Below are 26,941 nucleotides of genomic sequence, written 5' to 3'. Positions count from 1 at the left end.
TCCTTTCGAAACCGTCTGCCAAAGGAAACTTATCCATGCAAAAAGAGCAAATCCAGATACTTGAGACCAGCATTACAAGATTGTTACGCCGGGGGGCCAATAAACAGCTGCTCAATATCATAAAAAAAACCCACATGGCAGACCTGTCCATTATTTTTGAGAATATGACCCCCCTTAACCGGGAAAAGCTGTTCAATCTGCTGGACAATCCCGAAGATATCGGCCTGCTGTTTTCCCACCTGTCCGAAAAAACCTTTGTGGAGTGTGTCAAAATCCTGGATTTCGATAAGCTGGTTACGGTGTTTGACCACATGCCCTCGGATGATGCTGCCGAACTGCTCGGGTGTCTGGACGAGGAACTGTCCGACAAGATTCTGTCCAAAATGAAAAAGGAAGAATCGTACAATGTCGAGCAGATCATGAGTTATGAAGAGGATACCGCCGGCAGTCTCATGGTCAAGGATTACGTGGCCCTGGAAGAAGACGTCAAGGCAAAGGAAGTTATCGAAGCACTGCAGAACAAGTATCTGGATGTTGAGATGCCTTTCTACATCTATGTGATCGATAATTATGGCAAGCTTGTGGGGGTCAGTTCCCTTCGCCAGCTTGTGGTGGAGTCCCCGGATAAGCCCCTTAAATCGTTTATGGCCACGGATATTGTATCGGTCAAGCCCTATACGGACCGAAATGTGGTGGCCCGCCTGGTCTCGCGGTATGATTACCTGGCCGTGCCGGTTGTGGACGATGACAACCGGATCATCGGTATTGTTACCGTGGATGACGTCATTGACATCCTGCACGAGACTGCCACCGAAGATATGTTGAAAATGGCTGGTGTGGGTGAAGATTATGTTGAGACCCAGTCCATTCTCAAAGGCACCCGGATCCGGCTGCCCTGGCTGTTTGCCAGCTGCCTTGGCGGCATCGCCAACTTTTTCATCATCGGCGGGTTTGAATCCACCCTGGCACAGTTGACAGGGCTTGCCGCGTTTATTCCTATCATCATGGGCATGGGGGGCAACATCGGTACCCAGAGCGCCACCATCGTGGTGCGGGGTATTGCCACAGGCCGGGTGAATATCCGGGATTTTGCCAAGATCATTTCAAGGGAACTTGGCGTGGGGTTTATCCTAGGGGTAACCTATGGCACTTTGATTGCTGTCGTGGCCAAGTTCAGCTTCATGGCCGAACCCTTTTCCTGGGCATTGTCTGTGGTTGTCGGATTCTCAATTTTATCTTCCATGACCGTGGCTGCTTTTGTGGGAACCTCGGTGCCCATGATTTTCCATCGGCTCAATATTGATCCGGCCGTGGCCACAGGTCCCTTTGTCACCACCACCATGGACCTTATCAGCGTTTACTGCTATTTCACGATTACAAGAGTACTGCTTGGCTTCTGACAACAATATGGACGATTTCAGCACAGACGCCATTTTGCTGCGCAAAATTGAATATGGAGACCATGACCTGATCATTACCTTTCTGACCCGGGACAAAGGAAAGATCAGTGTGATGGCAAAAAATGCAAAAAAGAGCGTGCGCAGGTTTTCAGGTGCCATGGATCTGTTTTCGGTCAATCATATCCAGTGCGCCTTTCCCAAAAAAAACAGGACCGCCATGATCAATCTGTGCCAGACGGTTCTTGAAAACGGGTTTTCTCATATCCGGTATGATGTGGTGAACACGGCGTATGCCTCCTACTGGATGGAAATTGTTACCCAGTGGCTGGAGGAGGGAAAGGCCCAGCCAGATATTTTTGAACTGCTTTTCACGGCCCTTGAGATGGTCGATGATGGTTTTATCCGCACCGAAGTGATCAGCCTGCTGTTTCAGATCCGCTTTATGCGGTTGTCCGGGTTTTCTCCCGGGCTTGACCAGTGCGATGCCTGCCGTACAAATCTGGAGGATGTTCATTTGACCCGGTTCTGGTTTGATTTCAAAGCCGGGCGGATTGTCTGTCCGGAATGCCGGGGCAGTGAACGCTTTGCCCGGGAATCAGCCGGACCTTTTGGCGGCAGTGCCCGGGGGTGCTGGGTGTCCAAGGGGACCCTGAAGCAATTGTCCTGGATCAATACCGTGGAAATGTCACGGGCAGACCGTATCAAGTTTTCTCCCGTTGCCATCCGGGAGGGCGAAACCCTGCTGGAATCCTTTATTCCGTTTTATATCGGACGACATTTCAACAGTTTGAAATTTTTACAGAAAATGAGATCTGAAATATGAATCTTGCGCCAATACTTGAAAAAAAACAGATACAGGTTTGCGTGCCCTGCCGCATTGATTTCGGCGGCACCCTGGATATTTCCACCTTTTATCTGCCCTTGGCAGGTCTTAAACCGGCCACCCTGAACCTGGCCCTTGATATGCGCACCCATGTCTATCTATCACCGTGGGAACAAGGACGGATTAAAATTTCTTCCAAGGGGTTTGACACCATTGACCGCAGCCTTGATGAAAAAGGGTGGGACGGCCCCATGGGACTGATGTTTGCCGTTTTCCAGTATTTTAATGTCCATGGGGTACATCTGCACATTGAATCCAAATCGCCTGTCCGAAGTGCCCTTGGCGGGTCTTCCTGTGCAGCCGTGGCCATTATTGCAGCCGTTTATACTGCCTTGGAAAAACAGATCCATCCCGAACATATTGCCTGGCTGGCCCATTATCTGGAAGGTGCCGTGGCAGGGGTGGTGTGCGGGGTCCAGGACCAGGCCTCTGCCGCGTTTGGCGGGGTGAACCTGTGGGAATGGACATTCGGGCGCAACAGCCCTGAATTTATACGTTGCCCGGTGTTTGACTCCCATGAAAAAATAGAAAAACTGAACCGCCATCTCATTGTGGCTTATTGCGGCATTCCCCATGATTCGGGGGATATCAACACCCGGTGGGTAAATGACTTTAAATCAGGCAGGGCATATGATGCATTTGAGTGCATCACCCGTTTGACACGGCAGTTCACCAGCGCCCTGGGCGCTTTTTCCTTTAAGGCGGCCGCACAGTTGATGAACCAGGAAACAGCGATTCGTTGTGAAATGACCCCGGATGTGCTGGACAATACCGGTAAAAAGCTGTGGGAATCTGCAAAGGCCCAAGGCTGCGGGGCCAGATTCACAGGCGCCGGGGGCGGCGGCTGTCTATGGGCCATTGGGGAAGAAACAGATATTGACAAGCTGAAAACACAATGGCAGAACATGCTTGATCCCATTGACGGGGCAATGGTACTGGATACAGCCATAGATACTATGGGAATTTTTGTACACTAGTGAAAGGAGATAAAATGGCAGGATATGATCCCGAACAGGATAAAAAAAAAGCGGAATGGAAAAATGAGGAAACCGGACTGGTCATCTCCATCATGCAGTATGGTCAGGGTGAACCCAAACTTCAGATCGGTCCCAGAATTCTGAAGAAAAAAGACGGCTCGGACCGGGCGCCCATGAAAGCGGGCCGGCTCTCCGTGGAAGATGTCATGTGGCTGTATGACATTATTGATGAGGTAAAAGATGAGCTATCCGGCATGGTCGGACCTGAATAGCCCCTCAATTGTTCCGCCGTCAGGAGAACGAAAGGCAAGGCGCGTGGGGCCGGCCGCATTGATGGTCAGTGCAGACCCGGACATGGGACTGATCCGCCAGGGGTTTGGCAAGTGGCAATCCCGGGCTTTTTTTAACAGCAGCCTGCTGGTTAAGGAAGATGACCCTTTGGGGATGAGTGTGACAGGTCCTTACATCGGGGCGCCCTATGGGGTGATGCTGCTGGAGTCGTTGATTGCAAAGGGTGCCCAGGCTGTTATTGTCCTTGGCTGGTGTGGCGGGCTTTCCCCGGATCTTGCCCCGGGTGATCTGGTGGTGGTGGAAAATGCCCTGGCTGATGAGGGGACATCCCGGCATTACATGGATCTGCGGGAAGATCTGCCCACGGTCACTGCTGATACCCGCCTTACCGCAACACTTTTGCAATCACTTGGAACGGCCGGGCTTGACACCCATACCCATGCCACCATCTGGACCACGGATGCCATCTACCGGGAAACGTCTGAAAAGGTGGCCTGGTACACGGATAAAGGGGCCTGTGCCGTGGACATGGAGTGCTCGGCCCTGTTTGCGGCCGCTGCGTTCAGGAAGATCCCCATCGCTGCGTTGCTTGTGGTGTCTGACAGTCTTGCCCGGGCAGACGGCACCTGGGACCCGGGCTTTGACAAAAAAAGGTTTAAACTCATGCGGAAACAGGCCTGTGGCATTGCCATGGAACTGACAGGAACACTTGCCCATGGATTTTGATGCATGCCGGATTGAGGCGGAAAAGCTGCGCCGGGAACTGACCGAACACAGTTACCGCTATCATGTTCTGGATGATCCTGTCATTGATGACCAGACCTATGACATGCTGCTGCGGCAGCTCATTGACATTGAAACCCGGTTTCCTGAGCTTGTCACCAAGGATTCTCCCACCCGGCGCATCGGGGCCCCGCCCTTAACCGCCTTTGACACGGCCTCCCACTCGGTTCCCATGCTCAGTCTGGACAATGCCTTTAACGACCAGGAGATCCTTGATTTTCATGCCCGGTGTCTGAAAACTTCCGGGGCTCATGCCCTGGCCTATACAGCAGAACCCAAACTGGACGGCCTGGCTGTGGAACTGACGTATGAAAACGGGGTCCTGGTCCTGGCCACCACCCGGGGGGACGGATACACCGGCGAGGTGATCACGGACAATATCAGGACCATCAGATCCGTGCCCCTGGGCCTGATGGACAATAAAACCCCTGTGCCGGATTTCATTGAAGTGCGCGGGGAGGTGATCATCCGGCATAAAGATTTTGAAATGCTCAACCAGCACCGCCTGGATAAAGGCGAACCGGTTTTTGCCAATCCCCGCAATGCTGCCGCAGGTTCCCTGCGCCAGCTGGATTCAAAAATCACAGCCCAGCGGCCTTTGACCCTGTTTGTCTATGGCGTGGGGGTGGTGCATGGCCTTTCTTTTTCCACCCAGGCCCAGATGCTTGAATCGCTTTCGGATCTTGGGTTCCCGGTGAATCCGCTGATTAAAAAAAGTATTTCAATCCGGCAGGTGCTGGAAAATTTTAAGCACCTGGAAACCCTTCGTCCGGAACTGGCCTATGACATTGACGGCATGGTGATCAAGGTGGATGATATTTTAATCCAGCAGGCCCTGGGCCAAAAGATTAAAAGTCCCAGATGGGCCATTGCCTATAAATTTGCGGCCATGGAAAAGACCAGCAAAATACTGGATATCACGGTCCAGGTGGGCCGCACCGGAACCCTGACTCCTGTGGCGGAACTTGTGCCGGTGAACATCGGCGGTGTCACGGTTTCCAGGGCCACCCTGCACAATGCCGATGAAATTGAACGAAAAGATATCCGCATCGGTGATACGGCATTGATCACCAGGGCAGGGGATGTGATTCCCAAGGTGGTGAAAATTGTCCCCGGGGCCCGGACCGGGGAAGAGCGGGTGTTTGTCATGCCCGGCACCTGTCCGGTATGCGGTTCCAGGGTAAGGCGCCTTGACGGGGAAGCTGCTGTGAAATGCATCAATGCCGGATGCAGCGCCCAGATCAAGGAGCGCATCCGCCATTTTGTCTCCAAAAAAGCCTTTGACATGGACGGACTTGGCAAAAAACTGGTGGAGCAGCTTGTGGACGAAAAACTTGTACACTGCTTTGCCGATCTCTTTCATCTGGACCGGGATACGCTGGCAGGGCTTGAACGTATGGGGTCAAAATCTGCCGATAACATTATCGCTGCCATTGAACAGTCCAAAACGGTTTCTTTTCCACGGTTTATCTTTGCCCTGGGCATTGACCACACAGGCGAGCATGCGGCCCGGCTTCTGGCCCGAAAATTTGCGGACCTTGAATCCCTTATGGCCGCAGATACACAGACCATCAGCGCCATTCACGGTATGGGGGAGACCACGGCCGGGGCTGTGACCGGATTTTTTTCCATTGAAGAAAATATCAAAAACGTGAAAGGTCTGCTTGATGCCGGCGTATCCATTACCAATGACCTGTACGGTGACGCCGATGAAAAGGACAATGCGGTCAGCGGTAAAACCATCGTGCTGACCGGCAGTTTTGACGCCATGACAAGAGACCAGGCCAAGGCAAAGCTTATGGCCCTAGGTGCGCAGGTGCCAGGTTCAGTATCAAAGAAGACCGACATCGTTATTGCCGGGGCCCAGGCCGGTTCCAAACTTGCTAAAGCCAGGGATCTGGGCATCACGGTATGGGATGAAGCCAGGCTTCTTGAACTGATTCTTCCCGGGGTGAAAAAATGAGGCGTCCCATGCCTGTTATAAAGCCATCCTAAAAATCAGGCCCTGGTCTGAGCATGTTGGCTAAAACGCTTGGGCGGGTGCGGCATGAGCCCAACCAAACGCATCTGCGAAGAACCGGATTTATTTGCTCACAAGGAGTGGCTTGTCAGCAATTTATTCCTCATTTTTTGCATAGTACCGGTCTTTTTCGCTGTAAATACAGCCGCAATACTGCTGGCGGTACATGCCTAATGCCTTTGATGTTTCTATCCCCTGTTTCCAGCCTTCACGGAAATCATGATAAATGAATTTCAGGCCATATTGTTTTGCCAAGTCCTGGCCGATTTCCGTGATCAGAGCATGATTCTGGAATTTTGAATAGAGCAGGGTGGTGGAAAACCCGTCGAATTTTCCCTTTTTGGCAACCAGGGCGCTGGCTTTAAGACGTGCGTGGTAGCAGTATCTGCACCTGTTTTGTTCCCTGAACGTCACGGCACGCAAAAATTCTTCAAGTTCATACCCTTTTTGCCAAATCATTTTCAGATTCATCTGATCCGCATAATCGCGCAATGTTGCCTCACGCTTCATACATTCGGTGAATGGATGAATATTATGCCGGTAAAAATATCCCATGACCTCCATGCCCATGTTTCTTAAAACCCCAAGGGGATAGATGCTGCACGGGCCGCAGCAGGTGTGCAGAACAATTCTCACAGCCTTGCTCCGAAGATGGCTGTGCCCACGCGCACGAACGTCGCCCCTTCTTCAACGGCCACGGTAAAATCATTGCTCATGCCCATGGATAAATGGGTCATGGCTGTATTGGGAAGATTGAGCGTTTCAATCTCTTTGCTGATCTGTTTAAGTCTTTTAAAATAAATTCTTGCATCTTCAGGGTCATCGAAAAAAGGCGGCATGCACATAAGTCCTGAAACATGCAGGTTGTCAAACTGGCAGGCCTGTTTTGCAATATTCATAACTTCATTTTCTTCTGCACCGGATTTGGTTGTTTCCCGGGCAATATTTACCTGGAGCAGAATCTTCTGGATTTTTCCGATTTTCCGGGCCTGGCGGTTGATTTCCCCGGCAAGCTTAAGCGTATCCACGGTATGAATCAGGTCAAAATATTTTACCGCGAATTTGGCTTTGTTGGATTGAAGATGCCCTATAAAATGCCAAATCGCTGATTCTCTGCCCAGGATATCAATTTTTTCCATGGCTTCCTGGATATAATTTTCCCCGAAATCCCTGTGGCCGGCATCAATGGCTTGCTGGATCATCTCAGGCGGTTTTCTTTTGCTTACTGCGATAAGGGTCACCCGGGATGCATCCCGTCCGCTTTTTTGCGCTGCAGCACGTATGTCATCATGAATTTTTTTTATATTGGATTGAATCTGCATTGCTATTTTGCTTCCTTAAAACTGATTGCCCCCAAAGATACCAGGACATCAATGAGTTCACACACGGGCAGGCCGACAACGTTGGTATAAGATCCGGATATCTCTTTGACCAGAAAGGCCCCAATCCCCTGTATCCCATAACCGCCGGCTTTGTCATAGGGCTCGCCGGTGTCTGCGTACCAGTTGATTTCATCGTTGGACAGTGCTTTAAACCGCACCCGGGTGTTTACAACCCGGGTAACCATATCATTGGCCTCCGGTCTGGTGATGGTGAAGGCGGTAACGACACTGTGTTCCCGGTTGCTGAGCTGGGTTAACATGGTTACGGCCTGTTCCCGCCTGGCAGGTTTTCCTAAAATCGTACTGCCGACCGCCACAATGGTGTCCGCCCCGATGGTCCAGGCGTCAGGATAGTTTGGAGCCACGGCCTGGGCCTTGGTTTTGGACAATAAACAGACATAGTCTTCGGGGGCCATGCCCGGATCAACTTTAGATTCGTCAATATCAGCCACATGAATTTTGAAATCAATGCCTGCCCGGGTCATCAGATCTTTTCTGCGCGGTGAACCTGAGGCAAGAATAATGGTCTCTTTGTTTATGGTTTTCATGGTCCCTTATGTATCATAATTCATGACTTGCGAACAGATTTGCCGTATTTTAAAATTATTTTTAATAGGGGGAGATAAATTCATGGTAAAGGTTATTTATTGCAGACTATAATGATCAAAAATTTATTCATTTTTTAACGGAATCAAGACATAAATATGCAGAAGTTTTTAATTAATAAAGAGGCATTAAACGCAGATAAGGCCGTAATCCATGGTCAGGACGCAAAACATATATGCAAGGTACTAAGGCTTAAACCCCAGGATGCCATTTCCATGACCGATGGCCATGGCACTGACTTTACAGGTTGTATAGACCAGGTCTCTCCTGAACTTGTGCAAATTTCCATTCTAAGTGAAAAAAAAAGCCTCACAGAATCAAATCTTGATCTGACCTTGTGTACTGCCATGCTCAAACACAACAAGATGGATGAGATCATCAAGCAGATTACCCAACTCGGGGTAACCCGTTGGATTCCTTTTTATTGTAAAAGATCCATCCCATTGTCAGGTCAGAATCGGGAGAAAAAACAGATTGAGCGATGGCAGACCATTGCCAGGGAGTCTTTGAAGCAGTGCAGACGGTCCAGTCTTGTTGAAATTATGCCGCCCATGGATTTTCAACAGGTTCTGGTATTTTCAAAAGGCTGTTCGCACAGATTCGCCTTCTGGGAAGCGTCGGACCGGCCTCTTTCCGGTCCGGTTCCTGGAGAGGATAACAGTGCTGTTGTCCTGATCGGACCAGAGGGCGGGTTTGAAGAAGAAGAGATCAGGCGTGCCGCTGAATCAGGCTTTATGAGCTATTCCCTTGGGCCCAGGATTTTAAGGGCAGAAACAGCAGCGGTATGTGCCTGCGGTTTAATCCAGTATCTGCTGGGTGATATGGGCGGATGCTGAAAAGTATTCTTAATACGTTTCTAATTTTTTGCTTGACTTGAAAGGGTAAAGAACATATAAAAGCTGTCGTTGTTTGGTGTGCCCAGGTAGCTCAGTCGGTAGAGCAGGGGACTGAAAATCCCCGTGTCAGCAGTTCAATTCTGTTCCTGGGCACCACACAAAAGCTACGAATGAAGAGGCTTTCAGTTTTTTTCACTGGAAGCTTTTTTTATTGGTGAATCGGTGACTGTGCCCGTAATTGTTTCCATCTGATTTTTCAGGTATTTTTCCTGCTTTCTGTCAGCCATCATAAGATCGTCTTCGCTTTTCTTACAAGCTGACACCCAAGAGGGTCTAAAGACTTTGATTTTTCGCAATACCGCAAAACTCACCCCGAAAAGGATTGAAATCGGTTATTGGCCCAAGCAGTGAAAGAGTTCGAACTGCATCAATTTCGGACGAAAGTGGCAGTCCGCCGAATGGCAACAAATTCAAAAAAGGTGAGTTTTGCGGTATTGTATTAATTGTATTTAAATATTGACCTTCATACATGCTATAGTGAATACTCATAACTTTCTTGTAAAAATTTAGGATATTGATTGAACGATATTTAGCGAAGCGCACCTAATAGAAGACCAGGGAGGCTATAATGCTCCAAAATTTGACCATAAAAAATTTCAAGGGTTGGCAAGACACAGACTCAATAAAAATGGCCCCGGTAACCCTGTTTTTTGGGACCAACAGCTCTGGTAAATCAAGTATCGGGCACTTCTTGATGATGCTTAAACAGACGGTTCAGTCATCTGATAGAAAAGCAGTCCTCTATCCCGGGGATAAGAATTCTGCTGTTCAGTTAGGGTCTTTCCAGGAAATGGTGTTTAGAAGAGATATCAGAAAAAAAATTTCCTTCGGCTATAACTGGGATTTGAGCAAGGAACTGAAATTTGAAGATGCATTAAACAAAAAAAGATATGCGGTCGGCCACATGGGATTTGATGGAAAAATTGCCATGCAGGAAGATGGTGGTCAAACTCTTTGTATGGAAGAATTTTATTACACCCTAAATGCGACTAATGCAGAAGAGCTCCAAATTGGAATGCTTAAGAAGAAATCAGGAACAAAAAATGAATATGACGTTTTTTGCAAAAATTATCCTTTAAAAAGAAATACAGGAAGGGTCTGGTACCCAGGCACGCCTGTCAGATTTTACGGATTCCCGGATGAAGTAGTTTCATACCATCAAAACGCCCAGTTTGTTCAAAGTCTGAACCTTGAACATGAAAACCTGTTTAAATCCATATTTTATCTTGGCCCGTTGCGGGAAAAAACCGATAGACTCTATTCTTGGAGTGGAATTACTCCAGAAAGCGTTGGTTATTCTGGGGAATCAACTATTGCCGCCATACTTGCGGCAAAAAATCGGAAAATAAATTTGGGATACAAAAAACCCACGCAGCCAATAGAACAGATCGTTGCAAAAAGCCTGAAAAATATGGATCTAATTGATGAATTTAAAGTAAGGCGGATTTCAGCGCAGCGCCAGGAATATGAGGTGAAAGTCCAGACAAAAGGCTCAAAAGACTGGGTGGACCTCCCTGATGTAGGGTTTGGCGTATCACAGGTGCTCCCGGTTCTGGTTCAGTGCTTTTATGCACCGGCCAACTCCATCATTATCATGGAACAGCCTGAAATTCATCTGCACCCAAGCGCCCAGGCCGCACTGGCAGATGTAATGATTGACGTTATTCATTCAAGGGAAAAGGGAAAGGATCGAAATATTCAGTTGATAATAGAGACTCACTCCGAACATTTTTTGAAGCGATTCCAAAGACGTATAGCCGAAGATAGCATTGCCGCAGATAAAATTTCCGCCTATTTTGCAAAAGTGGATCAATTGCCAGCCAAGCTGGAGCCTCTTCAAATTGATATCTTTGGCAATATTAGTAACTGGCCTAAAAATTTTTTTGGAGATGAAATGGGGGACGTGACTAAACATGCCAAAGCGGCAATGGAAAAAAGAATTCAACAGGTAAAAATTCAAAAGGATCTTCAGGATGAATAATCAGACGGCCTCTTCTCCCATTGTAATTGACACCAACGTTCCCAAAACGGCTAACCTTGCCGTTGATCCTATGTCTATTCCTGAAGAATTGATCATATGTGTCCAGCAGTGTGTTGACTCAATAATGGAGGTCATTGAAAACGGCAATCTTGTGTTAGATAATGGCGACGAAATTTTTAATGAATATCGAGGCAAGCTTTCCATGAGTGGACAACCAGGCGTGGGTGACGAATTTTTAAAATGGCTTCATTATAATCGATACAGCTTTCCGGAATCTAACAGGGTCACGATTACCCCTAAAGATGATTCATATGATGAATTTCCAGACCACCCAGGACTTGCCGATTTTGATATCAGTGATAGGAAGTTTGTTGCCGTGGCAAATGCGCATCATAAGAAACCGCAGATAATGGAAGCAACGGATAGCAAATGGTGGGGATGGAAAGATGCTCTTGACGAATCAGGAATTAAAGTAAATTTTCTGTGTCCGGATTTTGTGAAAGTAAAATACGAAAAAAAGATGGAAAAATGAATCAGATATTTTTCAAATTTCCTTCTACTCCCCATCTGATAATGCTTGGGGGAAACAGTGTTAGGGATGATAAGGTGCTATCTCAGGAGAACCGAAAAATCTTTTTGAAAAATATTTTGATTGTCGAAGAAAAAATAGACGGGGCAAACTTAGGTATTTCTTTTGATACGCAAGGCAGCTTAATTCTTCAGAATAGGGGTTCTATGCTTTCTCCGCCTTATTTGGGGCAGTGGAAGAAAGTGGGAAACTGGCTGACTCCCCGAATGGAAATTTTGTTTGACCATCTCTTTGACCGGTATATTTTGTTTGGTGAATGGTGTTTTGCAAAACATTCAATCGGATATAATAGACTGCCTGATTATTTCTTAGGTTTTGATATCTTTGATAAACAAAACAACCAATTCCTATCATTAAAGCCAAGAAATCGAAAATTTGAACAGATGAATATTTCATCCGTTCCCTTTATCCAACAAGGGATCTTCACATTGCCGCAATTAGAAGCCTTAATGGGGCGTTCGTGTTTTGGGCCCGAGCAAGGCGAAGGTATTTATATTCGTTACGATGGAGATAAATGGTTAAAGCAAAGAGCCAAAATCGTTAAAGCCAAATTCATCCAGAACATTGACGTCCACTGGTCTCAAAAAGCTATTATCCCGAATCAAACCATAAGTAGGCAATAATTGGTGAAGCCTGCCTATCAAGTAGACTATCTGTACTTCCACGCTTTTTAACTCATCTTTAGGCGGACATGGACGTCCGCCACAATGTGATGAAAATCAGTATTGTTCGCCTGTAAAATAAGTCATATCCGGCTCATTTTTTTAGGTGCCCTGGCATATTTTATTTTTGGTATTCCAACCATGAGCGCACCATGACAGGTATGATTTTCAGGAAGCCTGAGTTTTTCTGATAAACCCGGCCATTGAGCAGCGGCATAATTGACATAGCCAGCCCAGCAACTTCCCAGACCAAATGCCGGTAAGGCAAGTTCGAGGTAAGCAAGGGCGGTATGACAGTCGGCCGAAGCCGTTCCGAATTCATTAGAGGCATAGGCAAAGACGAGCTGAGGTGCATCCCTGCATATTCTGTCAACACCCAGATTCCATTCGATCTATAGGTTATGATTAATGATGGTTCGTCCTACATGCTTGCCTGCAAGTATCAGATCGATTCTTCCGTTGAGTTCTTCTAAAGAGACTTCCGTAACATTTGAATTGATATTGTCAATCTTCCAAGTCGTTGCAAGGTTAAACCAGATATCCTTTCTTAATGCCATAGGGCACTGGACCGAGTCAATTCCCAAAAGAGAGACACCCCGAAGAATAAAAGGATAAATTGAACTTGTGAATTCATGTGAAGATACATTGCCGCAGCATGTGGCACTTCCGGAATATTTGGTCATTTTTAAAGCGGTGGACAGTGTATTGCCACCTACGGTATCGATTACACCTGCCCATCTGCCTTTAAGCATTGGACGATTAGAGGTGTCATTCAGTTCGCTGCGATCAATGATGTCTTTTGCACCGATGGACTGTAACAATTTTTTTTCATGAATTTTCCCGGTTGCCGCAATCACTTCATATCCAAGTTTTTTCAGGATTGATACGGCTATGCTCCCCACCCCCCCGGTTGCACCTGTCACAAGGATTTCACCATCTTCAGGGTTTACGCCAGATCCAATAAGTTTGTAAACAGACAAAGCAGCTGTAAAACCGGCAGTGCCGTAAATCATGCTCTCTTTTAGGGATAAAGACTCAGGACACGGTACAACCCAGTCAGCGGGAACGCGTATATATTCGCCAAAGCCACCAGCGGTATTCATCCCAAGATCATACCCGGTTACGATGACCTCATCGTTGGGTTTAAAGAGGCTGGAACTACTTTCCGTTACAATACCTGCAGCATCGATTCCCGGTGTATGTGGATATTGCCGGGTAACCCCCTTATTGCCAATGGATGAAAGCGCATCCTTATAATTCAGGGAAGAGTAACTTACCTTTATCAGGACGTCACCATCAGGTAACTCCGAGGTGTTTTTTGAGATGATTTTGCGTTCAAATACACCTGCCTCTTTTTCATAAATCTGCATCGCATTAAATTGTATGGATTCCATTTTGATTTCCTTTATTTTTTTAGTTCTACGAGAAAAAAAAGTCGATGTTAAGGCTTCTTAAAAAAATGAACCAAAATTTTGATAAATGAGAGGCTGCAGATAATGGCATGGGCTAAAGTCATTCCAGTACATTATGAATCACCCTTGCAAGTTCTGATAGGACAAAAGGCTTCATTAAAAAGCCTTTTGCCCCAAGTTTCAGTGCTTTTTTTTCGGTCATTGATGAACTGAACCCTGTACTGATTATAATGGGAATATCCTGACGGATTGAAAGAATTTCCCTGGTCAGTCGTTCTCCTGTCATCTGGGGCATTGTCATATCCGTCAGCACAAGATCGAATTTATCCGGGGTGGATTTAAATGCTTCCAGCGCTTCAATCCCACTGGTTCTTGTCGTTACGTTATAACCCAGTTCTTTCAGAAGCAACCCGCCAATGTCAACTAAAGCCGGTTCATCGTCAACAAAAAGGATATGTCCGCAGCCTTTGGCAAGAGGGTCTTTTTCCGGCTCATCCGTCTGTTCCATATCTTGAACAACCGGAAGATAGACACTAAAGGAACTTCCCTCTCCCAAAGAACTTTCAACGACAACTTCCCCTTTCATGCGTTTCACGATACCGTGGACAACCGCAAGTCCCATGCCTGTTCCTTCACCCTTATCCTTTGTTGTAAAAAACGGTTCAAACAGGCGATCGATCAATTCAGGTGGAATACCGTGTCCTGTGTCTTTCACCTCTATTTTTACATAATCACCAATGGATAAATCAGGGGTGTGCGCAGTGAAATCCGATCCAAGTCTTTGGTTCATCAGGCTTACATATAGTTTTCCGCCATTTTCCTGCATGGCATGGCCGGCATTGGTGCAAAGGTTTAAAATGACCTGGTGGACCTGGGTCCGGTCCCCCATGATGAGTGACTCGCTGGTGATATCACTTTGGATCTCTATGGTCGAAGGTAATGATGCTCTGAGCAGTTGAACGACTTCTTTTATAATCGGCCCCACCTTTAACGGTTTAATCTCCTGTTCTGTCTGCCGGCTGAATGTAAGTATCTGGTGAACAAGATCTTTTGCCCGATCTGCAGCAGTTAACACCCTATTGAGATATTTCTCTTTCTTTTCATTGTCAACATTGTTCATTTTTGCAAGTTCGGTGAACCCTATAATCGCACCAAGGATGTTGTTAAAATCATGGGCAATCCCACCTGCTAAAGACCCCATAGCCTCCATTTTTTGTGACTGTGCCAGTTTTTTATGCAGATTTTCATTCTCTGTCTCTGCCAGCTTTCGTTGGGTAATATCCATCAGCGAAAAGATTCGTTCTTTTCCAACCAAACTGATGTTGATGATAACGGTTTTCACCTTACCCGCTTTGTTAACAAATCCGGACTCGTATTGCGATGGGGGAGAACCGGTTCCTTGCGAACGTTGATTATGGTATTGCTGCATCCTTTCAATATCTTCTTTGGCAAAAAAATTAGACCATGTCATTTTATTGATGATCTCGGATTTGAGGAACCCACTGAGTTCTTCAAATGTCGGATTGCATTCTCTAATAATCCTGTCATCCCCAAAAAGACATGTTGCTGTTCCTTTATTATTAAATATGCTTCTGAATTTTGACTCACTATCCCTCAGGGCTTGTTCTGTTTGTTTACGCTCAAAGATATCACGAGTGATACCGATGATTCCGGTCGGCTGGCCGGATTCATCTCTTAAAAAAGAGGCATTTACCTCAACAGGAACAGTTTTACCGGATTTGTGGCGTATATCGAGTTCCAGAACGGCGGATCTGTTTGTACGCGCAACCGGCTCGGCATCCCGACGACTTCTTTCCCGGGAAAAGATTTCAATTATTTTTTGATAGGAACCAGGTGTAAATGAGTGTTCCAATGGTATTTCCATGATTTCTTCCGGCGTGTACCCACACATTTTTTCAATGGAGGGACTGATATAGTTATAGCGCAGGTCCATATCCACTGACCAGATAACATCGGTCACATTGTTGGCCAGCAATCGATATTTTTTTTCACTTTCACTCAGGGAAATTTCAGTCTGTCGGTGTTCTGCAATAATTGTCTCTAATTTGGCTGCTGTTCGCTTCCGCTCTTTTATTTCCTCTTCAAGGTGCCGGGTTTGTTCTTTAATCTTTTCATTTAATTCATCTGAGTGCAGCAGCAACCTGTTTGCCAGGGATTTCATTAAAAACCAAAACCCTGCAAGAAATACAATATACGCAAAAATACCCGTAAGCCCCCAGTAAATCAGCCTGGTATTCAAGGTTTTGTACAATTCTGCCTTGTTTTTCAGAATAACAAGCCCAAAGTTTTTGATATCCAGGCTGTGGTATGCTGCAACAAAAACAGGTGATTCGTCATCCACGCCCTTCTGGCCTTTGAACGCCTTTTTCAGCAAATCGTTGATCACATCATTTTTTATGTTTTTAATTTCAGGGAATGTTTTAGAGATTGCATTGTCCGACGTATAACCTAAAATCGTTTCATAGTTTTTTTCCGGATTCGTCTTGCTGCTGCTGATGATATTTTTTAATTGATAAAGGTCAATCAATACTAAATCCGCACCGATATATTCCTTTGAGTGATTTATAATGGGGGCACTGACAACCACTATATGACGTTTGTTTTGGATAACAGGCGTGGATACTGACATATCAAATGAGATGGAATAATCAATCGAACGGGGTGCAGAGGGAAGACTTTCGCCACATCGGGCAACGACTTTTCCCAAGCGGTCTAACCGGGTGATGCCTATAATTTCTTCTGACATATTCATGGCATCTGATAATTTAGGTTCAGTAAATGCCGTAAGCTGTGTTAAGGATATTTCTTTATTGTTATATTTTTCAAGCGCCTGTCGAATCTGTGTTCGACTGGTGATTTGAACGGCCAGGTCCGTGACACGTCTCCCCCACTCATTCACCGCCATGGCTGTCAACGCTGCGTCATGGTATACATTGTTGTTTTCTGATTTTTTTAAATGCGCGTAGATTGGATTTGCGATTGTCAAAATTAAAAATAGTGAAAAAATGAACAGGATTGCTGCCAAATACAAAAACAGAGTCCTTCGCAAACGTTCCGGTGATATTTGCTTGTAAGCTTTCTTCAAAGCGCTTCCTTCCGTCAGAAAACTTTTGCTAAATGTATTTATTAAAGATGACCAAAGTGACAAACTCTATCTTAATTTGATGAAAATATCAAAACATGTTCACAGCAATTTTAAATTTGGCAAAATTAAGGTTAAAAAACCATAAAAATATGATTTTAATATGTTATGCTTTAAAATTGCTGTGATACCTTTGCTTCAAAACAGCTTTTAACCATAAAAAAAGGATTTTCATATGTTACTGGATTTTACATTCTACAATCCGACAAAAATTTATTTTGGGAAAGATTCCCTGAACAACCTGAAAGCCGAACTTGCCAATTATGGAGATACGGTTCTTCTGGCCTACGGCAAAAATGCCATCAAGTCCATCGGCCTTTACGATCAGGTCATTTCCATCCTGAAACATGCCGGGAAAACGGTGGTTGAATTGCCAGGTGTCATGCCGAACCCCACCTATGCCAAACTGATGGAAGGCATCAAACTTGTAAGGGACAACAATGTCAATTTGATACTGGCCGTGGGCGGCGGTTCTGTTATCGACTGCGCCAAGGCTATTGCCGTATCCGCGTACTGCGATGAAGATCCCTTCGAAAAGTACTGGCTGCGGTATGAAGGTCTTTCAAATAAAATCGTTGCCGTGGCATCCATCCTGACCATGGTGGGCACAGGCTCGGAGATGAACGGCGGCTCGGTCATCACCCATGAGGCGTCGAAAGTCAAGGCCGGCAGGGTGTTCCCTGTGGAAGTTTATCCCAAATTCTCCATCCTGAACCCGGAATATACCTTTTCCGTATCCCCGTATCAGATGGTCAGCGGGGTGTTTGACACCATGTCCCATCTCATGGAGCAGTATTTCAGCGGCAATGACAACAACACAACAGACTATATTATTGAAAGCTTGTTGAAATCATCCATTGATAATCTCCGCACGGCCCTGAAAAGTCCCGAAGACTACGCGTCCCGTAGCAACCTGATGTGGAATGCCACCCTTGCTTTGAACACTGTAACAGGGGTTTCAAAGACCCAGGACTGGCAGGTTCACATGATCGAGCACCAGCTTGGTGCATATACGGACTGTGCTCACGGCATGGGGCTTGCCGCGATTTCACTGCCCTACTACCGCCATATTTACCCCCATGGTCTGGATAAATTTGTCCGGTTTGCCACTGAAATCTGGGGCGTTTCCACCCAGGGTAAAACCAAAGAGGCGGTTGCCGGGGAAGGAATTGATGCCATGGAAAAATTTTTGAATGAATGCGGCATCGTAATTCGCCTTAAAGAGCTGGGTGCCACCAAAGAGATGCTTCCCAGGATCGCGGAATCCACGGTTATCCGGGGCAGCGGATATAAAAAGCTGACACGTGATGAAATTTTACGCATTCTGGAAGCGTGCTTTTAGAAGAGAAATAACATGAATCATATCACTCTCAACAATGGGATAGAGATGCCGGTTCTTGGGTATGGCGTATATCAGGTCAAACCGGAAGAATGTGAGCGCTGCGTATCAGATGCCCTATCGGTCGGGTACCGTTCCATTGATACGGCCCAGGTTTACCAAAACGAGGCGGGCGTCGGCAATGCCGCCGAAAAAAGCGGTGTGCCCCGTTCAGAATTATTTTTGACCACCAAGGTCTGGATCTCAAATGGCGGCTACGAAAAAGCCAACGCCTCCATTGAAGAATCTTTGAAAAAACTGAAGACGGATTATATCGACCTGCTGCTGATCCACCAGCCGTTCAACGATTACTACGGCAGTTACCGCGCCATGGCTGACGCGTATAAGGCAGGTAAAGCCCGGGCCATTGGGGTCAGCAACTTTTACCCGGACCGCCTCATTGATTTCTGTCAATTTCAGGAGATTGTTCCGGCGGTCAACCAGGTGGAGACCCATCCCTTCCAGCAGCAGAAGGCTGCCCATGAAATTATGAAAAAATACAGTGTACAGCACCAGTCCTGGGGGCCTTTTGCCGCAGGGCGCAAGGATATGTTCACCAATCCGACCATCAAGGCCATTGGTAATAAATACGGCAAGTCTGTGGCCCAGGTCATTTTACGTTTTTTGATTCAAAATGACGTGGTTGTGATCCCCAAGACCACCCGTAAAGAACGTATGATAGAAAATTTTACGGTTTTTGATTTTGCCCTGACAGCCGAAGATATGGAGGTCATTGCCGGGCTGGACGAGAATGAAAGCGCCTTTTTTTCCCATTATGCCCCGGAGGCTGTAGAATTCATGACCTGTCTGGGAAAATCGTAATCGCCTGTCCGGCCATTATGCCTTGTATATCAAGATTCGTTCAGATCAGGGACGCAGAAGAAATAAATGCCACAGATTTTGCGCCGGAGTTTTATTCGTATTCAAGGCACGACCCAGTAATCATATTGTTCCTGATGTCCTGGGTCGTACCTAAGAATATGGATAAAACGGCAAACAAAATTGGGGCGCTGTTTTTTCGCGCCCCTTTAGGTTTCACTACACCTTAAACTGGTTTACCGTAGTGGTTAAAGTGCCTGATAAACCTTTTAGGTCATCGGCACTGGTTTTGATCCGGCTGCTGGCATCCGCCATTTCGTCGGAAGAACTGCTGACCTCTGAAATGTCCCGGGCAATCTGTCCGGCCACCCCGGCGTTCTGGGTGACTTTTTCCGTAACCTCCTGGATTCCAATGGCGGCCTGGCTGACGTTTTCAGATATTTCCCGGGTGGTGGCTGACTGCTCCTCCACCGATGCGGCAACATTATCGATCATGGCATTTACATCGGTGATGGCCTCGGTTATTTTCTGAATTTCATCAACCGTGTCATGGGTGGACGATTGGATGTTTTCCACCCGGCCTTTGATTTCCAGTGTCGCCTCGGCAGTCTGTTGGGCCAGGCTTTTGATCTCGCTGGCGACAACGGCAAACCCTTTGCCGGCTTCACCGGCTCTTGCCGCCTCTATCGTGGCGTTCAGGGCTAACAAGTTGGTCTGCTCAGAGATGTCAGTGATTGTTTCCACCACCTTACCGATTTCCTGGGCTGCGGTGCTCAGCATGCCGATCTTTTCCGAGGCGGCCCGGCTTTTTGACACGGTTTGGTTGCTTGTCGTCCTGGTCTGTTCAGTGTTTTTGGCAATTTCATTGATGGTTGATGTCATTTCCTCTGTGGCAGCGGAAACCATGCCGATATTGGTGGATGACTGCTCGACGGCGGAGGCGACAGATGTGATGTTGCTGCTCATTTGTTTTGCGGCATCGGCGACGGCCCTGGATTTTTCGGACATGGTGCCGGACCCCCGGGATACGGTGTCTGAAATAGAGAGAAGGCCGGATGATGAACTTTCCAGATCTCTGATATCATTGGCAATGCCTGATATCATTTTCTGAAGTTTTTCCACAAAAAGGTTGAACCAGTTTGCCAGTTCTCCGATTTCGTCCTTTCGGTTTGATGGCAGACGCATGGTTAAATCCCCTTCTCCCTGGGCAATATCCTTGAGCCCTGCCACAATTTTATTGATCGGTGTCACGATGGAATTCGCAAGAAAAAAAACAATGACCACGAATACAACCATGGAAACAGCCCCGATAAGGATGGCGGTTTTGGCCAGTTGCGTGGCACCTGCCCGGATTTTGTCCATTGGGAAAACAATGCCAAAGGACCAGGGGGTGGTCACTTTGCCGATGGTGATGGGAACAAATTGCATCAGCGACATGGTGCCTGTTTGTATGGATTCCTTATACTGGGTGTATTCTTTACCATTGGCAATGGCTGCCATTAAACTGTCACTGCCACCAACATCCCGCATGTTTTTCCCCCGAAGATCTGATTTTGGATGGGAGACAAAAAGACCGGTGTTGGATACCAGAAAACCGTATCCGGTTTCGTAGGGGGTAATTTCCGAAATCATTTCTTCAAAAAAATTCAATGGAATATCCACACCGGTGACACCGATGGTGTGGCCATCAACACTGATGGGAACGCAGACGGATGTGAGGAGCGTCTCTTTGCCGCCGATTACATAAGAATAGGGTTCCATGATAGCCTCTTGACCTGTTTTAAGCGGAACCAGGTAATAATCACCATCTCCGGGCACCGTATACGAGACCAGGGGTTCCATGGCGATGGCGCCGCTCCCCCGGTTCCAGTAGGGTATAAACCGGCCGGTATCATCATACCCCTGGGTCCCTGCATATTTCATATCCATGCCGTCCAGGGCATTGGGTTCCCAGCAGCACCATACGCCGATAAAGCCGGGGTTTTGTTCCAATACGTGCCGAAGGATATCGTTAAACAGCTTACGATCAGGGGAGGCGGAATTAATTTTTGCCCCTTCAAACACATGGGCAAGGGTCCTGGCGGCATCCATGGCGGTTTCGATTGAAATCTGGACTTTTCCGCTGTACCGGTTGGCCATCTCCTTGGCGGTTTCCAGGGCCTGGTCTTCACTCTGGCGTTCTGCCTTTACTGTAACGTAGCCGATGGTGACGGCAAAACTCACCAGGGCAACAGAGCAAACAGCCAGCAGCAGCCGGGTTTTCAATTTCATTTTCTTTAGCATTTTCCCTCCTTTAAAATTGTCTACAAGTGTATATAAAAATTGATAGTTTCGTAAAGGGTCGCGAATGGTAGAATCGCTATCCCAAATTTCAGCAGGTTATAGCCGAAAATTACCAGAATCTGACTTTTTACGGGCTCATTAGATGTTCAAAATAAATCTGAATTTGAGGCAATACAGAAATCGTTGCGATCTGTACCTCGGAAATTCAGGGTTTGCATGTGGGGCATTGTATGTAAAAAAAGATTTTTTTCCAATATTTTTTTTAACTTAATTCGCAGTTAAAAAAGAAGATTGGGCTACCGGCTACCGACATAACACGGGACAATTTGACCCGGAGATGAGAGTTTTACAGTATCTAAACCTCATGGACCGGTGTTTCCGGAGAAACCTTGTCTTTAAAAGGTATCCCGGCTTATAGCGGTAGCTATTCTATATCCATGGCAAGTCTTAACTTTAAGCGGAAATCTCCAAGGTCTTTGGTGCATTATGAATGTATCGGTGGTAGTATCTATTCTTGGCAAAAATTAAAACAGGAGCACTATAAAACCGTTCAGGGAGCAAAAATGAAAATCAGATACAATTCACCTGTAATCCTGACCTATGCCCTTTTGGCCCTGGGCTGTCTTGCCCTGCCTGTCTCAAATTTTCTGGGAATGAGTCTGGCATCGCCTTCCCGACCGGCGTTTTCTGATCCTGTATTTTATGCCAGACTTTTTACATATGTCCTGGCCCATGCCGGATGGGTCCATTTTAAGGGCAACCTGATCATGCTTCTTTTGTTAGGGCCGCTTCTGGAAGAAAAATACGGTTCTTGGCTGCTTTTTGAAATGATGGTGATAACCGCTGCGGCAACCGCATTGATCAGTGCGGTAGTGTTTCACACCTCCCTTGCGGGGGGCAGCGGCCTGGTGTTTATGATGATTCTGCTCAGTTCCTTTTCAAATTTCAGGGATGGCGAAATTCCTCTGGCCTTTGTTCTGGTGGCCGTGATTTATATTGGATCTGAATTGACCCAGGTTTTCAATGATGATCATATTTCCCATTTTGGCCATCTGGCCGGCGGGCTTTTTGGGGCGGGGTTTGGATTTTTAAGGGTCAGAAAAAGATAACATGGCGGTTTCAGTCTTTTATTGTTTCTGTCAAAGATGAAAACCCCCGCCTTTAGGCAAATCCAAAGATAGGTTCGTGAGGATGAAGTCAAATGGATGATTGGTTTACAATAGATGAAGTTGACAAGGGAACGTACATCATAAGCGAATATAGGCACTGGGAGGAATCGCATTGCTATCTTTTAAATGGTTCTGAATACAGCTTGTTGATTGATACTGGACTTGGAATCTGCAACATTTATGATCAAGTTGAAAAATTGACGGATAAACCGGTCATCGCGATAGCCACCCACATCCACTGGGATCATATTGGCGGCCATAAATTTTTTCCGAATTTCTATGCCCATAAAAATGAATTGAATTGGCTCAGCGGAGAGTTTCCTTTGACGATCGAACAAATACGGGACATGGTTGTTGACCGTTGTGATCTACCGGCCGGTTTTGATGTAAAGAATTATGAGTTTTTTCAGGGTAAGCCTACAAAGGTTCTTCAGAATAATGAAATCATCAATATTGGTGGTCGTTTTGTTCAAATAGTACATACACCGGGGCATTCACCAGGGCATATGTGTTTCTGGGAAAAGGAGAACGGTTATCTTTTTACCGGTGATTTAGTCTACAAAGACACGTTATTCGCCTACTTCCCCTCCACCGATCCGGAGGCGTATCTCAGCTCTCTTGAACAGGTATCAATGTTGCCGGTAAAGCGGGTATTCCCGGCACATCATACGTTAAACATTCAGCCTGAGATTTTAGTAAGAATGCGTGATGCGTTTCGGCAGTTAAAGGTTAATGGTAATTTGCATCATGGAAGTGGCGCTTTTGAATTCGGAGACTGGGCTGTGTGGCTGTAAAATCCGCTTTTTTACGCACAAAAACAGGCCCAATGGCTAATTTCTTATGTCCAGACAGGCATAGATGTCTGTGTCGGCAACCGTGCCCCGGCGTAAAATTGGGGGTGGAATTAGGGTCACATCGACAATAGTTGACCCTGCACCGCCTTTGACCGGGCCGGCGTCCAGGATCAGGTCGGCTTTTTCAATAATTTCAGGGCTCAGCATATCTGTTCGGGTGCATCCGGGCTGGCCGGAAAGGTTGGCGCTGGTGCCGGTGACCGGGAAATCAACACTGTTGACCAAGGCCCGGGCCACCGGGTGTCCGGGCAGGCGGATGCCAAGTTTATGGCGCCCGGCGGTAAGCTTGGGGCTTACCCTGTCAGCCGCATCAAATACCAGGGTCAGGCCCCCGGGCCAGAATTGGTCCATGAGTATCCGGGCCTTGTCCGGTATGGTGGCAACAAGATCCTCAAGCTGGTCCGCGTTTTTTATCAGTACCAGGATAGGGTTGGTGCAGGGGCGCTGTTTGAGCAGGAACACCTTTTCAACGGCATCGGCGGACAGGGCATTGGCCGCCACCCCGTAAAGGCAGGCCGCCGGAAAAATCACCAGGCCGCCGGTTTTGAGAATTCCGGCGGCCTGGTTTATGATGTCAGTATCCGGGTGGTCTCTGTCCACCCGGATGATTTTGTTCTTAATCATTCTTGTTTTTTGTATTACCGTTTACGTTAATGACATTGGGAATGGTATCAGGCAAAAGATGCTGCCTTTTGTTCCACTTTGTCAGCCATCTCCTTTTTAAATGCAGCCAGTTTCTCCGCCACCACCGGATCACACACCCCGATGATCTGGGCTGCTGTAATGCCGGCATTCTGGGCCCCGGATTTTCCGATGGCCATGGTGGAAACCGGAATGCCCGGGGGCATCTGCACCGTTGCCAGAAGCGCATCCATGCCCTGAAGGGCGCTGGAATCAATGGGAACACCCAAAACGGGCAGGGTGGTGTGGGCGGCAATGACACCGGCCAGGTGGGCTGCATGTCCTGCCCCGCAGATGAGCACCTTGATTCCCTGTTCCCGGGCCTGGGCTGCCAGCTGCACCGCCTTTTCAGGGGTCCTGTGGGCCGAGGCCACAGTGACATAGTAGGGAATGTCAAATTTTTTGAGCATGACCAGGGCGCTTTTCATCACCGGAAAATCAGAGTCAGATCCCATGATCACACCCACCTGGGGAGGAATAGCCATGCGTTTCAATGCCTTGGCCCCAATATCCGTTCTTTTGAAGCAGTCTTTGAAATTGATTTTGGCACAGGCTTCATAAGCCCTATTAATGGCCTCTTCAACCGTATCTCCCAGGGATGTCACCCCAAGCACCCGGCCGCCGGATGCCACCACCTTGCCGTTGTCCATGGCTGTTCCGGCATGGAAAACCACGGTATCTTTTACTTCATTGGCTTGATCCAGCCCTGTGATTTCATGGCCTTTTTCGTAAGATCCCGGGTATCCGCCGGCAGCAATGACCACACACATGGCAGCCCGTGGGTCAATTTTAATTTTATGGTTATGCAGGGTGCCGTTGCAGCAGGCCTCCATCAAAGGCACCAGGTCGTTTTCCAGCCGCATGAGAATGGGCTGGGTTTCAGGATCACCAAGCCGGGTGTTGAACTCCAGCACCTTGATGGTGTCCTTGTCCACCATTAATCCGGCATAGAGTACGCCTTTAAAGGGCGTGCCTTCTTTGGCCATGCCTCTCACCGCCGGTATCATGACCTCTTCCATGGCCTTAGTTCGCAGCAGGTGATCCAGAACAGGTGCCGGAGAATATGCGCCCATGCCGCCGGTATTGGGGCCTTTGTCATCATCAAATATCCGTTTGTGGTCCTGGGATTCGGGCAGGGCAAGCACGGTATTGCCGTCCGTTAAAACAATAAAGGAGGCTTCCTCGCCCTTAAGACACTCCTCCACCACGACCACGGCCCCGGCATCACCGAATTTGTTGTCTTCCAGCATATCGTCAATGGCGGTGTATGCTTCTTCAAGGCTTGTGCAGACAATTACGCCCTTGCCCGCAGCCAGGCCGTCCGCTTTGACCACGCAGGGTGCGCCCAGGGCTTGTGCATAAAGCTTGGCCCGCTGGGAGTCGGTAAAGGCTTTGCCCGCAGCACAGGGAATCCCGTACTTGAGCATATGATTTTTAGAAAATACCTTGGAACCTTCAAGCTGTGCTGCGGCCCCGGATGGACCGAACACGGCCAGTCCCTTTGTGTGAAAAACATCGGCAATGCCCGCCACCAGAGGCCCTTCAGGACCCACAACCGTCAGGTCAATCTGATTTTGTGCGGCAAAGGCTGCCAGGGCATCAATATCGCCGGCGCTGATATCTACATTTTTAGCCAGGGTTGCGGTGCCTGCATTGCCAGGGGCGCAGTATATTTTATCTACAAGCGGGCTTTGGGCGATTTTCCAGACCAGGGTATGTTCCCGGCCGCCGCTGCCGACTACAAGGATTTTCATCGGGCTCTCCTTAAATTGGTTTTTTTATTCTCTTCTATGGCAAGTTCAATGAGTTTGTCCATCAGGCCGCCAAATTCATAGCCTGCCTTGGCTGCGGACTGGGGGAACAGGCTTGTGGCTGTCATGCCGGGGATGGTGTTGGTTTCAAGGACATGCAGTTCGCCGTCCATAAGCAGCATGTCTGTTCTGGAATAGCCTTTAAGAAACAGTGTCCTGTGGGCTTGAACCGCTAATTGCTGTGCCCGCCGGGTGGTCTGTTCATCAATGCGGGCCGGGCAGATTTCACTGGTTTCACCGGCCACGTATTTGGCCTGGTAATCAAAAAAATCATGTCCGTCACCCGGCACGATTTCAATGACAGGCAGGGCCTCAAGGTCCTGATTGCCCAAAACCGCGCAGGTCAGTTCCATGCCCTTGATATATTGTTCCAAAATCAAGGTGTCATCATTTTGAAACCCTTTTTCAATGGCTTGCGGCAGGTCTTTTTCATCCGATACAATGCTCATGCCCACCGAAGATCCGGCACAGGCGGGTTTGACCACAATGGGAAGTCCAAGGGACTTTAACCTGTCCGGATCAGGGACCGGTGCATGGATGGAAACGCAAATATAGTCAGGTGTCGGGATGCCTGCCTGGCGGTAAAGTCTTTTGGCCATCAGTTTGTTCATGGCAGCGGCAGATCCTAAAACACCTGCCCCCTGATAAGGAATGTTCAAAAGGTCTAAAAGTCCTTGAACCGTACCATCTTCCCCAAAGGGTCCATGGAGAATAATCAGGGCCGCATCAATATCCGGTGCATCGGTTACAAGTTTTGCCAGATCAAATTTGGGATCATATCGTTTGATGTCGTATTTTTTTTTATCAAGGGCCTCAAACACCTGATTTCCGCTGTTTAAGGATACCTCGCGCTCTGTGGACACACCGCCTGATAACAGGGCCAGCCTGATTTTTTTCATAC

General features: G+C 47.5%; 24 protein-coding genes and 1 tRNA gene. 15 read left to right on the top strand and 10 right to left on the bottom strand.

Annotated elements, in window-relative coordinates:
- The first annotated feature begins 35 nt into the window (after positions 1 to 35).
- From mgtE to ligA, 6 genes are read left to right on the top strand one after another with little or no spacing between them, the layout of a single operon-like run.
- A complete protein-coding gene (gene mgtE / locus Q366_RS03930; protein ID WP_035236516.1) occupies positions 36 to 1,400 on the top strand; it encodes a magnesium transporter in 1,365 nt (454 codons plus the stop codon).
- Positions 1,390 to 2,223, top strand: coding sequence for a DNA repair protein RecO (gene recO, locus Q366_RS03925; protein ID WP_156968106.1), 834 nt, complete (start codon positions 1,390 to 1,392; stop codon positions 2,221 to 2,223). The genes mgtE and recO overlap by 11 nt, the downstream gene beginning before the upstream one ends.
- Positions 2,220 to 3,260: a GHMP family kinase ATP-binding protein gene (locus Q366_RS03920; protein WP_035236515.1), complete on the top strand. Its 1,041-nt coding sequence runs from the start codon at positions 2,220 to 2,222 to the stop codon at positions 3,258 to 3,260. The genes recO and Q366_RS03920 overlap by 4 nt, the downstream gene beginning before the upstream one ends.
- 14 nt (positions 3,261 to 3,274) lie before the next feature.
- Complete coding sequence (locus tag Q366_RS03915) at positions 3,275 to 3,532, top strand: hypothetical protein (RefSeq protein WP_035236514.1); 258 nt, start codon at positions 3,275 to 3,277, stop codon at positions 3,530 to 3,532.
- Complete coding sequence (locus tag Q366_RS03910; protein ID WP_035236513.1) at positions 3,501 to 4,277, top strand: nucleoside phosphorylase; 777 nt, start codon at positions 3,501 to 3,503, stop codon at positions 4,275 to 4,277. Before Q366_RS03915 ends, Q366_RS03910 begins: the two co-directional genes overlap by 32 nt.
- Positions 4,267 to 6,297 (top strand): NAD-dependent DNA ligase LigA, encoded by a 2,031-nt coding sequence (gene ligA, locus Q366_RS03905; RefSeq protein WP_051957807.1) that lies wholly within the window; start codon positions 4,267 to 4,269, stop codon positions 6,295 to 6,297. The genes Q366_RS03910 and ligA overlap by 11 nt, the downstream gene beginning before the upstream one ends.
- Positions 6,298 to 6,450: 153 nt before the next feature.
- Here ligA and Q366_RS03900 read toward each other — a convergent pair whose 3' ends face one another.
- From Q366_RS03900 to Q366_RS03890, 3 genes are read right to left on the bottom strand one after another with little or no spacing between them, the layout of a single operon-like run.
- Positions 6,451 to 6,990 carry an epoxyqueuosine reductase QueH gene (locus tag Q366_RS03900; RefSeq protein ID WP_035236512.1) on the bottom strand — a complete coding sequence of 180 codons (540 nt, stop codon included), beginning with the start codon at positions 6,988 to 6,990 and terminating at the stop codon, positions 6,451 to 6,453.
- Positions 6,987 to 7,676 (bottom strand): YggS family pyridoxal phosphate-dependent enzyme, encoded by a 690-nt coding sequence (locus tag Q366_RS03895; protein WP_035236511.1) that lies wholly within the window; start codon positions 7,674 to 7,676, stop codon positions 6,987 to 6,989. Before Q366_RS03895 ends, Q366_RS03900 begins: the two co-directional genes overlap by 4 nt.
- A gap of 2 nt (positions 7,677 to 7,678) precedes the next feature.
- Complete coding sequence (locus tag Q366_RS03890; RefSeq protein ID WP_035236510.1) at positions 7,679 to 8,284, bottom strand: Maf family protein; 606 nt, start codon at positions 8,282 to 8,284, stop codon at positions 7,679 to 7,681.
- Between the two features lie 156 nt (positions 8,285 to 8,440).
- Here Q366_RS03890 and Q366_RS03885 point away from each other — a divergent pair, with 156 nt between their 5' ends.
- The 5 genes from Q366_RS03885 (at position 8,441) to Q366_RS03865 (ending at position 12,431) form a co-directional block, all read left to right on the top strand.
- Positions 8,441 to 9,178 (top strand): RsmE family RNA methyltransferase, encoded by a 738-nt coding sequence (locus Q366_RS03885; protein ID WP_035236509.1) that lies wholly within the window; start codon positions 8,441 to 8,443, stop codon positions 9,176 to 9,178.
- Between the two features lie 80 nt (positions 9,179 to 9,258).
- Positions 9,259 to 9,334 (top strand) — tRNA-Phe (locus tag Q366_RS03880).
- 532 nt (positions 9,335 to 9,866) lie between these two features.
- Complete coding sequence (locus Q366_RS03875; protein ID WP_245619858.1) at positions 9,867 to 11,219, top strand: DUF3696 domain-containing protein; 1,353 nt, start codon at positions 9,867 to 9,869, stop codon at positions 11,217 to 11,219.
- Complete coding sequence (locus Q366_RS03870; protein ID WP_035236507.1) at positions 11,212 to 11,751, top strand: hypothetical protein; 540 nt, start codon at positions 11,212 to 11,214, stop codon at positions 11,749 to 11,751. The genes Q366_RS03875 and Q366_RS03870 overlap by 8 nt, the downstream gene beginning before the upstream one ends.
- The gene (locus Q366_RS03865) at positions 11,748 to 12,431 is read left to right on the top strand and encodes an RNA ligase family protein (RefSeq protein WP_035236506.1); all 684 of its coding nucleotides are present in this window, start codon (positions 11,748 to 11,750) and stop codon (positions 12,429 to 12,431) included. The genes Q366_RS03870 and Q366_RS03865 overlap by 4 nt, the downstream gene beginning before the upstream one ends.
- Positions 12,432 to 12,553: 122 nt before the next feature.
- On the opposite strand, the gene Q366_RS20720 is transcribed toward Q366_RS03865, so the two are convergent.
- From Q366_RS20720 to Q366_RS20025, 3 genes are all read right to left on the bottom strand, one after another.
- Positions 12,554 to 12,835 carry a nitroreductase family protein gene (locus tag Q366_RS20720; RefSeq protein ID WP_245619867.1) on the bottom strand — a complete coding sequence of 94 codons (282 nt, stop codon included), beginning with the start codon at positions 12,833 to 12,835 and terminating at the stop codon, positions 12,554 to 12,556.
- Positions 12,836 to 12,862: 27 nt separating this feature from the next.
- A complete protein-coding gene (locus Q366_RS03860; protein ID WP_035236505.1) occupies positions 12,863 to 13,864 on the bottom strand; it encodes a YhdH/YhfP family quinone oxidoreductase in 1,002 nt (333 codons plus the stop codon).
- Between the two features lie 118 nt (positions 13,865 to 13,982).
- Positions 13,983 to 16,934 carry a hybrid sensor histidine kinase/response regulator gene (locus tag Q366_RS20025; RefSeq protein ID WP_051957806.1) on the bottom strand — a complete coding sequence of 984 codons (2,952 nt, stop codon included), beginning with the start codon at positions 16,932 to 16,934 and terminating at the stop codon, positions 13,983 to 13,985.
- A 286-nt stretch (positions 16,935 to 17,220) separates the two neighbouring features.
- Here Q366_RS20025 and Q366_RS03850 point away from each other — a divergent pair, with 286 nt between their 5' ends.
- Positions 17,221 to 18,387 carry an iron-containing alcohol dehydrogenase gene (locus tag Q366_RS03850; protein WP_035236504.1) on the top strand — a complete coding sequence of 389 codons (1,167 nt, stop codon included), beginning with the start codon at positions 17,221 to 17,223 and terminating at the stop codon, positions 18,385 to 18,387.
- A gap of 12 nt (positions 18,388 to 18,399) precedes the next feature.
- The gene (locus Q366_RS03845; protein ID WP_035236503.1) at positions 18,400 to 19,245 is read left to right on the top strand and encodes an aldo/keto reductase; all 846 of its coding nucleotides are present in this window, start codon (positions 18,400 to 18,402) and stop codon (positions 19,243 to 19,245) included.
- A 216-nt stretch (positions 19,246 to 19,461) separates the two neighbouring features.
- Here the strand turns inward: Q366_RS03845 and Q366_RS03840 are convergent, their stop codons facing one another.
- Positions 19,462 to 21,525, bottom strand: a complete 2,064-nt coding sequence (locus Q366_RS03840; protein WP_051957805.1) for a methyl-accepting chemotaxis protein — start codon at positions 21,523 to 21,525, stop codon at positions 19,462 to 19,464.
- Between the two features lie 563 nt (positions 21,526 to 22,088).
- On the opposite strand from Q366_RS03840, the gene Q366_RS03835 reads away from it, so the two are divergent.
- Positions 22,089 to 22,634 carry a rhomboid family intramembrane serine protease gene (locus tag Q366_RS03835; protein WP_035236502.1) on the top strand — a complete coding sequence of 182 codons (546 nt, stop codon included), beginning with the start codon at positions 22,089 to 22,091 and terminating at the stop codon, positions 22,632 to 22,634.
- Positions 22,635 to 22,726: 92 nt separating this feature from the next.
- Entirely contained in the window at positions 22,727 to 23,488 is a 762-nt protein-coding gene (locus Q366_RS03830) for an MBL fold metallo-hydrolase (RefSeq protein ID WP_035236501.1), read from the top strand.
- A gap of 36 nt (positions 23,489 to 23,524) precedes the next feature.
- On the opposite strand, the gene Q366_RS03825 is transcribed toward Q366_RS03830, so the two are convergent.
- The 3 genes from Q366_RS03825 to Q366_RS03815 are packed head-to-tail and all read right to left on the bottom strand — an operon-like array spanning position 23,525 to position 26,939.
- The gene (locus tag Q366_RS03825) at positions 23,525 to 24,172 is read right to left on the bottom strand and encodes an L-threonylcarbamoyladenylate synthase (protein ID WP_035236500.1); all 648 of its coding nucleotides are present in this window, start codon (positions 24,170 to 24,172) and stop codon (positions 23,525 to 23,527) included.
- Positions 24,173 to 24,219: 47 nt separating this feature from the next.
- The gene (gene purD / locus Q366_RS03820; RefSeq protein WP_035236499.1) at positions 24,220 to 25,983 is read right to left on the bottom strand and encodes a phosphoribosylamine--glycine ligase; all 1,764 of its coding nucleotides are present in this window, start codon (positions 25,981 to 25,983) and stop codon (positions 24,220 to 24,222) included.
- Positions 25,980 to 26,939 (bottom strand): D-alanine--D-alanine ligase family protein, encoded by a 960-nt coding sequence (locus tag Q366_RS03815; RefSeq protein ID WP_035236498.1) that lies wholly within the window; start codon positions 26,937 to 26,939, stop codon positions 25,980 to 25,982. Before Q366_RS03815 ends, purD begins: the two co-directional genes overlap by 4 nt.
- Between the last annotated feature and the right edge of the window lie 2 nt (positions 26,940 to 26,941).

The sequence above is a fragment of the Desulfobacter vibrioformis DSM 8776 genome, assembly GCF_000745975.1.
GTDB lineage: Bacteria > Desulfobacterota > Desulfobacteria > Desulfobacterales > Desulfobacteraceae > Desulfobacter > Desulfobacter vibrioformis.
Note: the sequence above shows the minus strand (reverse complement) of the source record. Positions and strands in the feature narration are given on the sequence as shown.

Excerpts from the sequence above, each read along its gene's own strand:
- mgtE (WP_035236516.1), top strand. The coding sequence starts at position 36 with ATGCAAAAAGAGCAAATCCAGATACTTGAGACCAGCATTACAAGATTG.
- Q366_RS03920 (WP_035236515.1), top strand. The coding sequence starts at position 2,220 with ATGAATCTTGCGCCAATACTTGAAAAAAAACAGATACAGGTTTGCGTG.
- Q366_RS03915 (WP_035236514.1), top strand. The coding sequence starts at position 3,275 with ATGGCAGGATATGATCCCGAACAGGATAAAAAAAAAGCGGAATGGAAA.
- Q366_RS03910 (WP_035236513.1), top strand. The coding sequence starts at position 3,501 with ATGAGCTATCCGGCATGGTCGGACCTGAATAGCCCCTCAATTGTTCCG.
- ligA (WP_051957807.1), top strand. The coding sequence starts at position 4,267 with ATGGATTTTGATGCATGCCGGATTGAGGCGGAAAAGCTGCGCCGGGAA.
- Q366_RS03895 (WP_035236511.1), bottom strand. The coding sequence starts at position 7,676 with ATGCAGATTCAATCCAATATAAAAAAAATTCATGATGACATACGTGCT.
- Q366_RS03890 (WP_035236510.1), bottom strand. The coding sequence starts at position 8,284 with ATGAAAACCATAAACAAAGAGACCATTATTCTTGCCTCAGGTTCACCG.
- Q366_RS03885 (WP_035236509.1), top strand. The coding sequence starts at position 8,441 with ATGCAGAAGTTTTTAATTAATAAAGAGGCATTAAACGCAGATAAGGCC.
- Q366_RS03875 (WP_245619858.1), top strand. The coding sequence starts at position 9,867 with ATGGCCCCGGTAACCCTGTTTTTTGGGACCAACAGCTCTGGTAAATCA.
- Q366_RS03870 (WP_035236507.1), top strand. The coding sequence starts at position 11,212 with ATGAATAATCAGACGGCCTCTTCTCCCATTGTAATTGACACCAACGTT.
- Q366_RS03865 (WP_035236506.1), top strand. The coding sequence starts at position 11,748 with ATGAATCAGATATTTTTCAAATTTCCTTCTACTCCCCATCTGATAATG.
- Q366_RS03860 (WP_035236505.1), bottom strand. The coding sequence starts at position 13,864 with ATGGAATCCATACAATTTAATGCGATGCAGATTTATGAAAAAGAGGCA.
- Q366_RS03850 (WP_035236504.1), top strand. The coding sequence starts at position 17,221 with ATGTTACTGGATTTTACATTCTACAATCCGACAAAAATTTATTTTGGG.
- Q366_RS03845 (WP_035236503.1), top strand. The coding sequence starts at position 18,400 with ATGAATCATATCACTCTCAACAATGGGATAGAGATGCCGGTTCTTGGG.
- Q366_RS03840 (WP_051957805.1), bottom strand. The coding sequence starts at position 21,525 with ATGCTAAAGAAAATGAAATTGAAAACCCGGCTGCTGCTGGCTGTTTGC.
- Q366_RS03835 (WP_035236502.1), top strand. The coding sequence starts at position 22,089 with ATGAAAATCAGATACAATTCACCTGTAATCCTGACCTATGCCCTTTTG.
- Q366_RS03830 (WP_035236501.1), top strand. The coding sequence starts at position 22,727 with ATGGATGATTGGTTTACAATAGATGAAGTTGACAAGGGAACGTACATC.
- Q366_RS03825 (WP_035236500.1), bottom strand. The coding sequence starts at position 24,172 with ATGATTAAGAACAAAATCATCCGGGTGGACAGAGACCACCCGGATACT.
- purD (WP_035236499.1), bottom strand. The coding sequence starts at position 25,983 with ATGAAAATCCTTGTAGTCGGCAGCGGCGGCCGGGAACATACCCTGGTC.
- Q366_RS03815 (WP_035236498.1), bottom strand. The coding sequence starts at position 26,939 with ATGAAAAAAATCAGGCTGGCCCTGTTATCAGGCGGTGTGTCCACAGAG.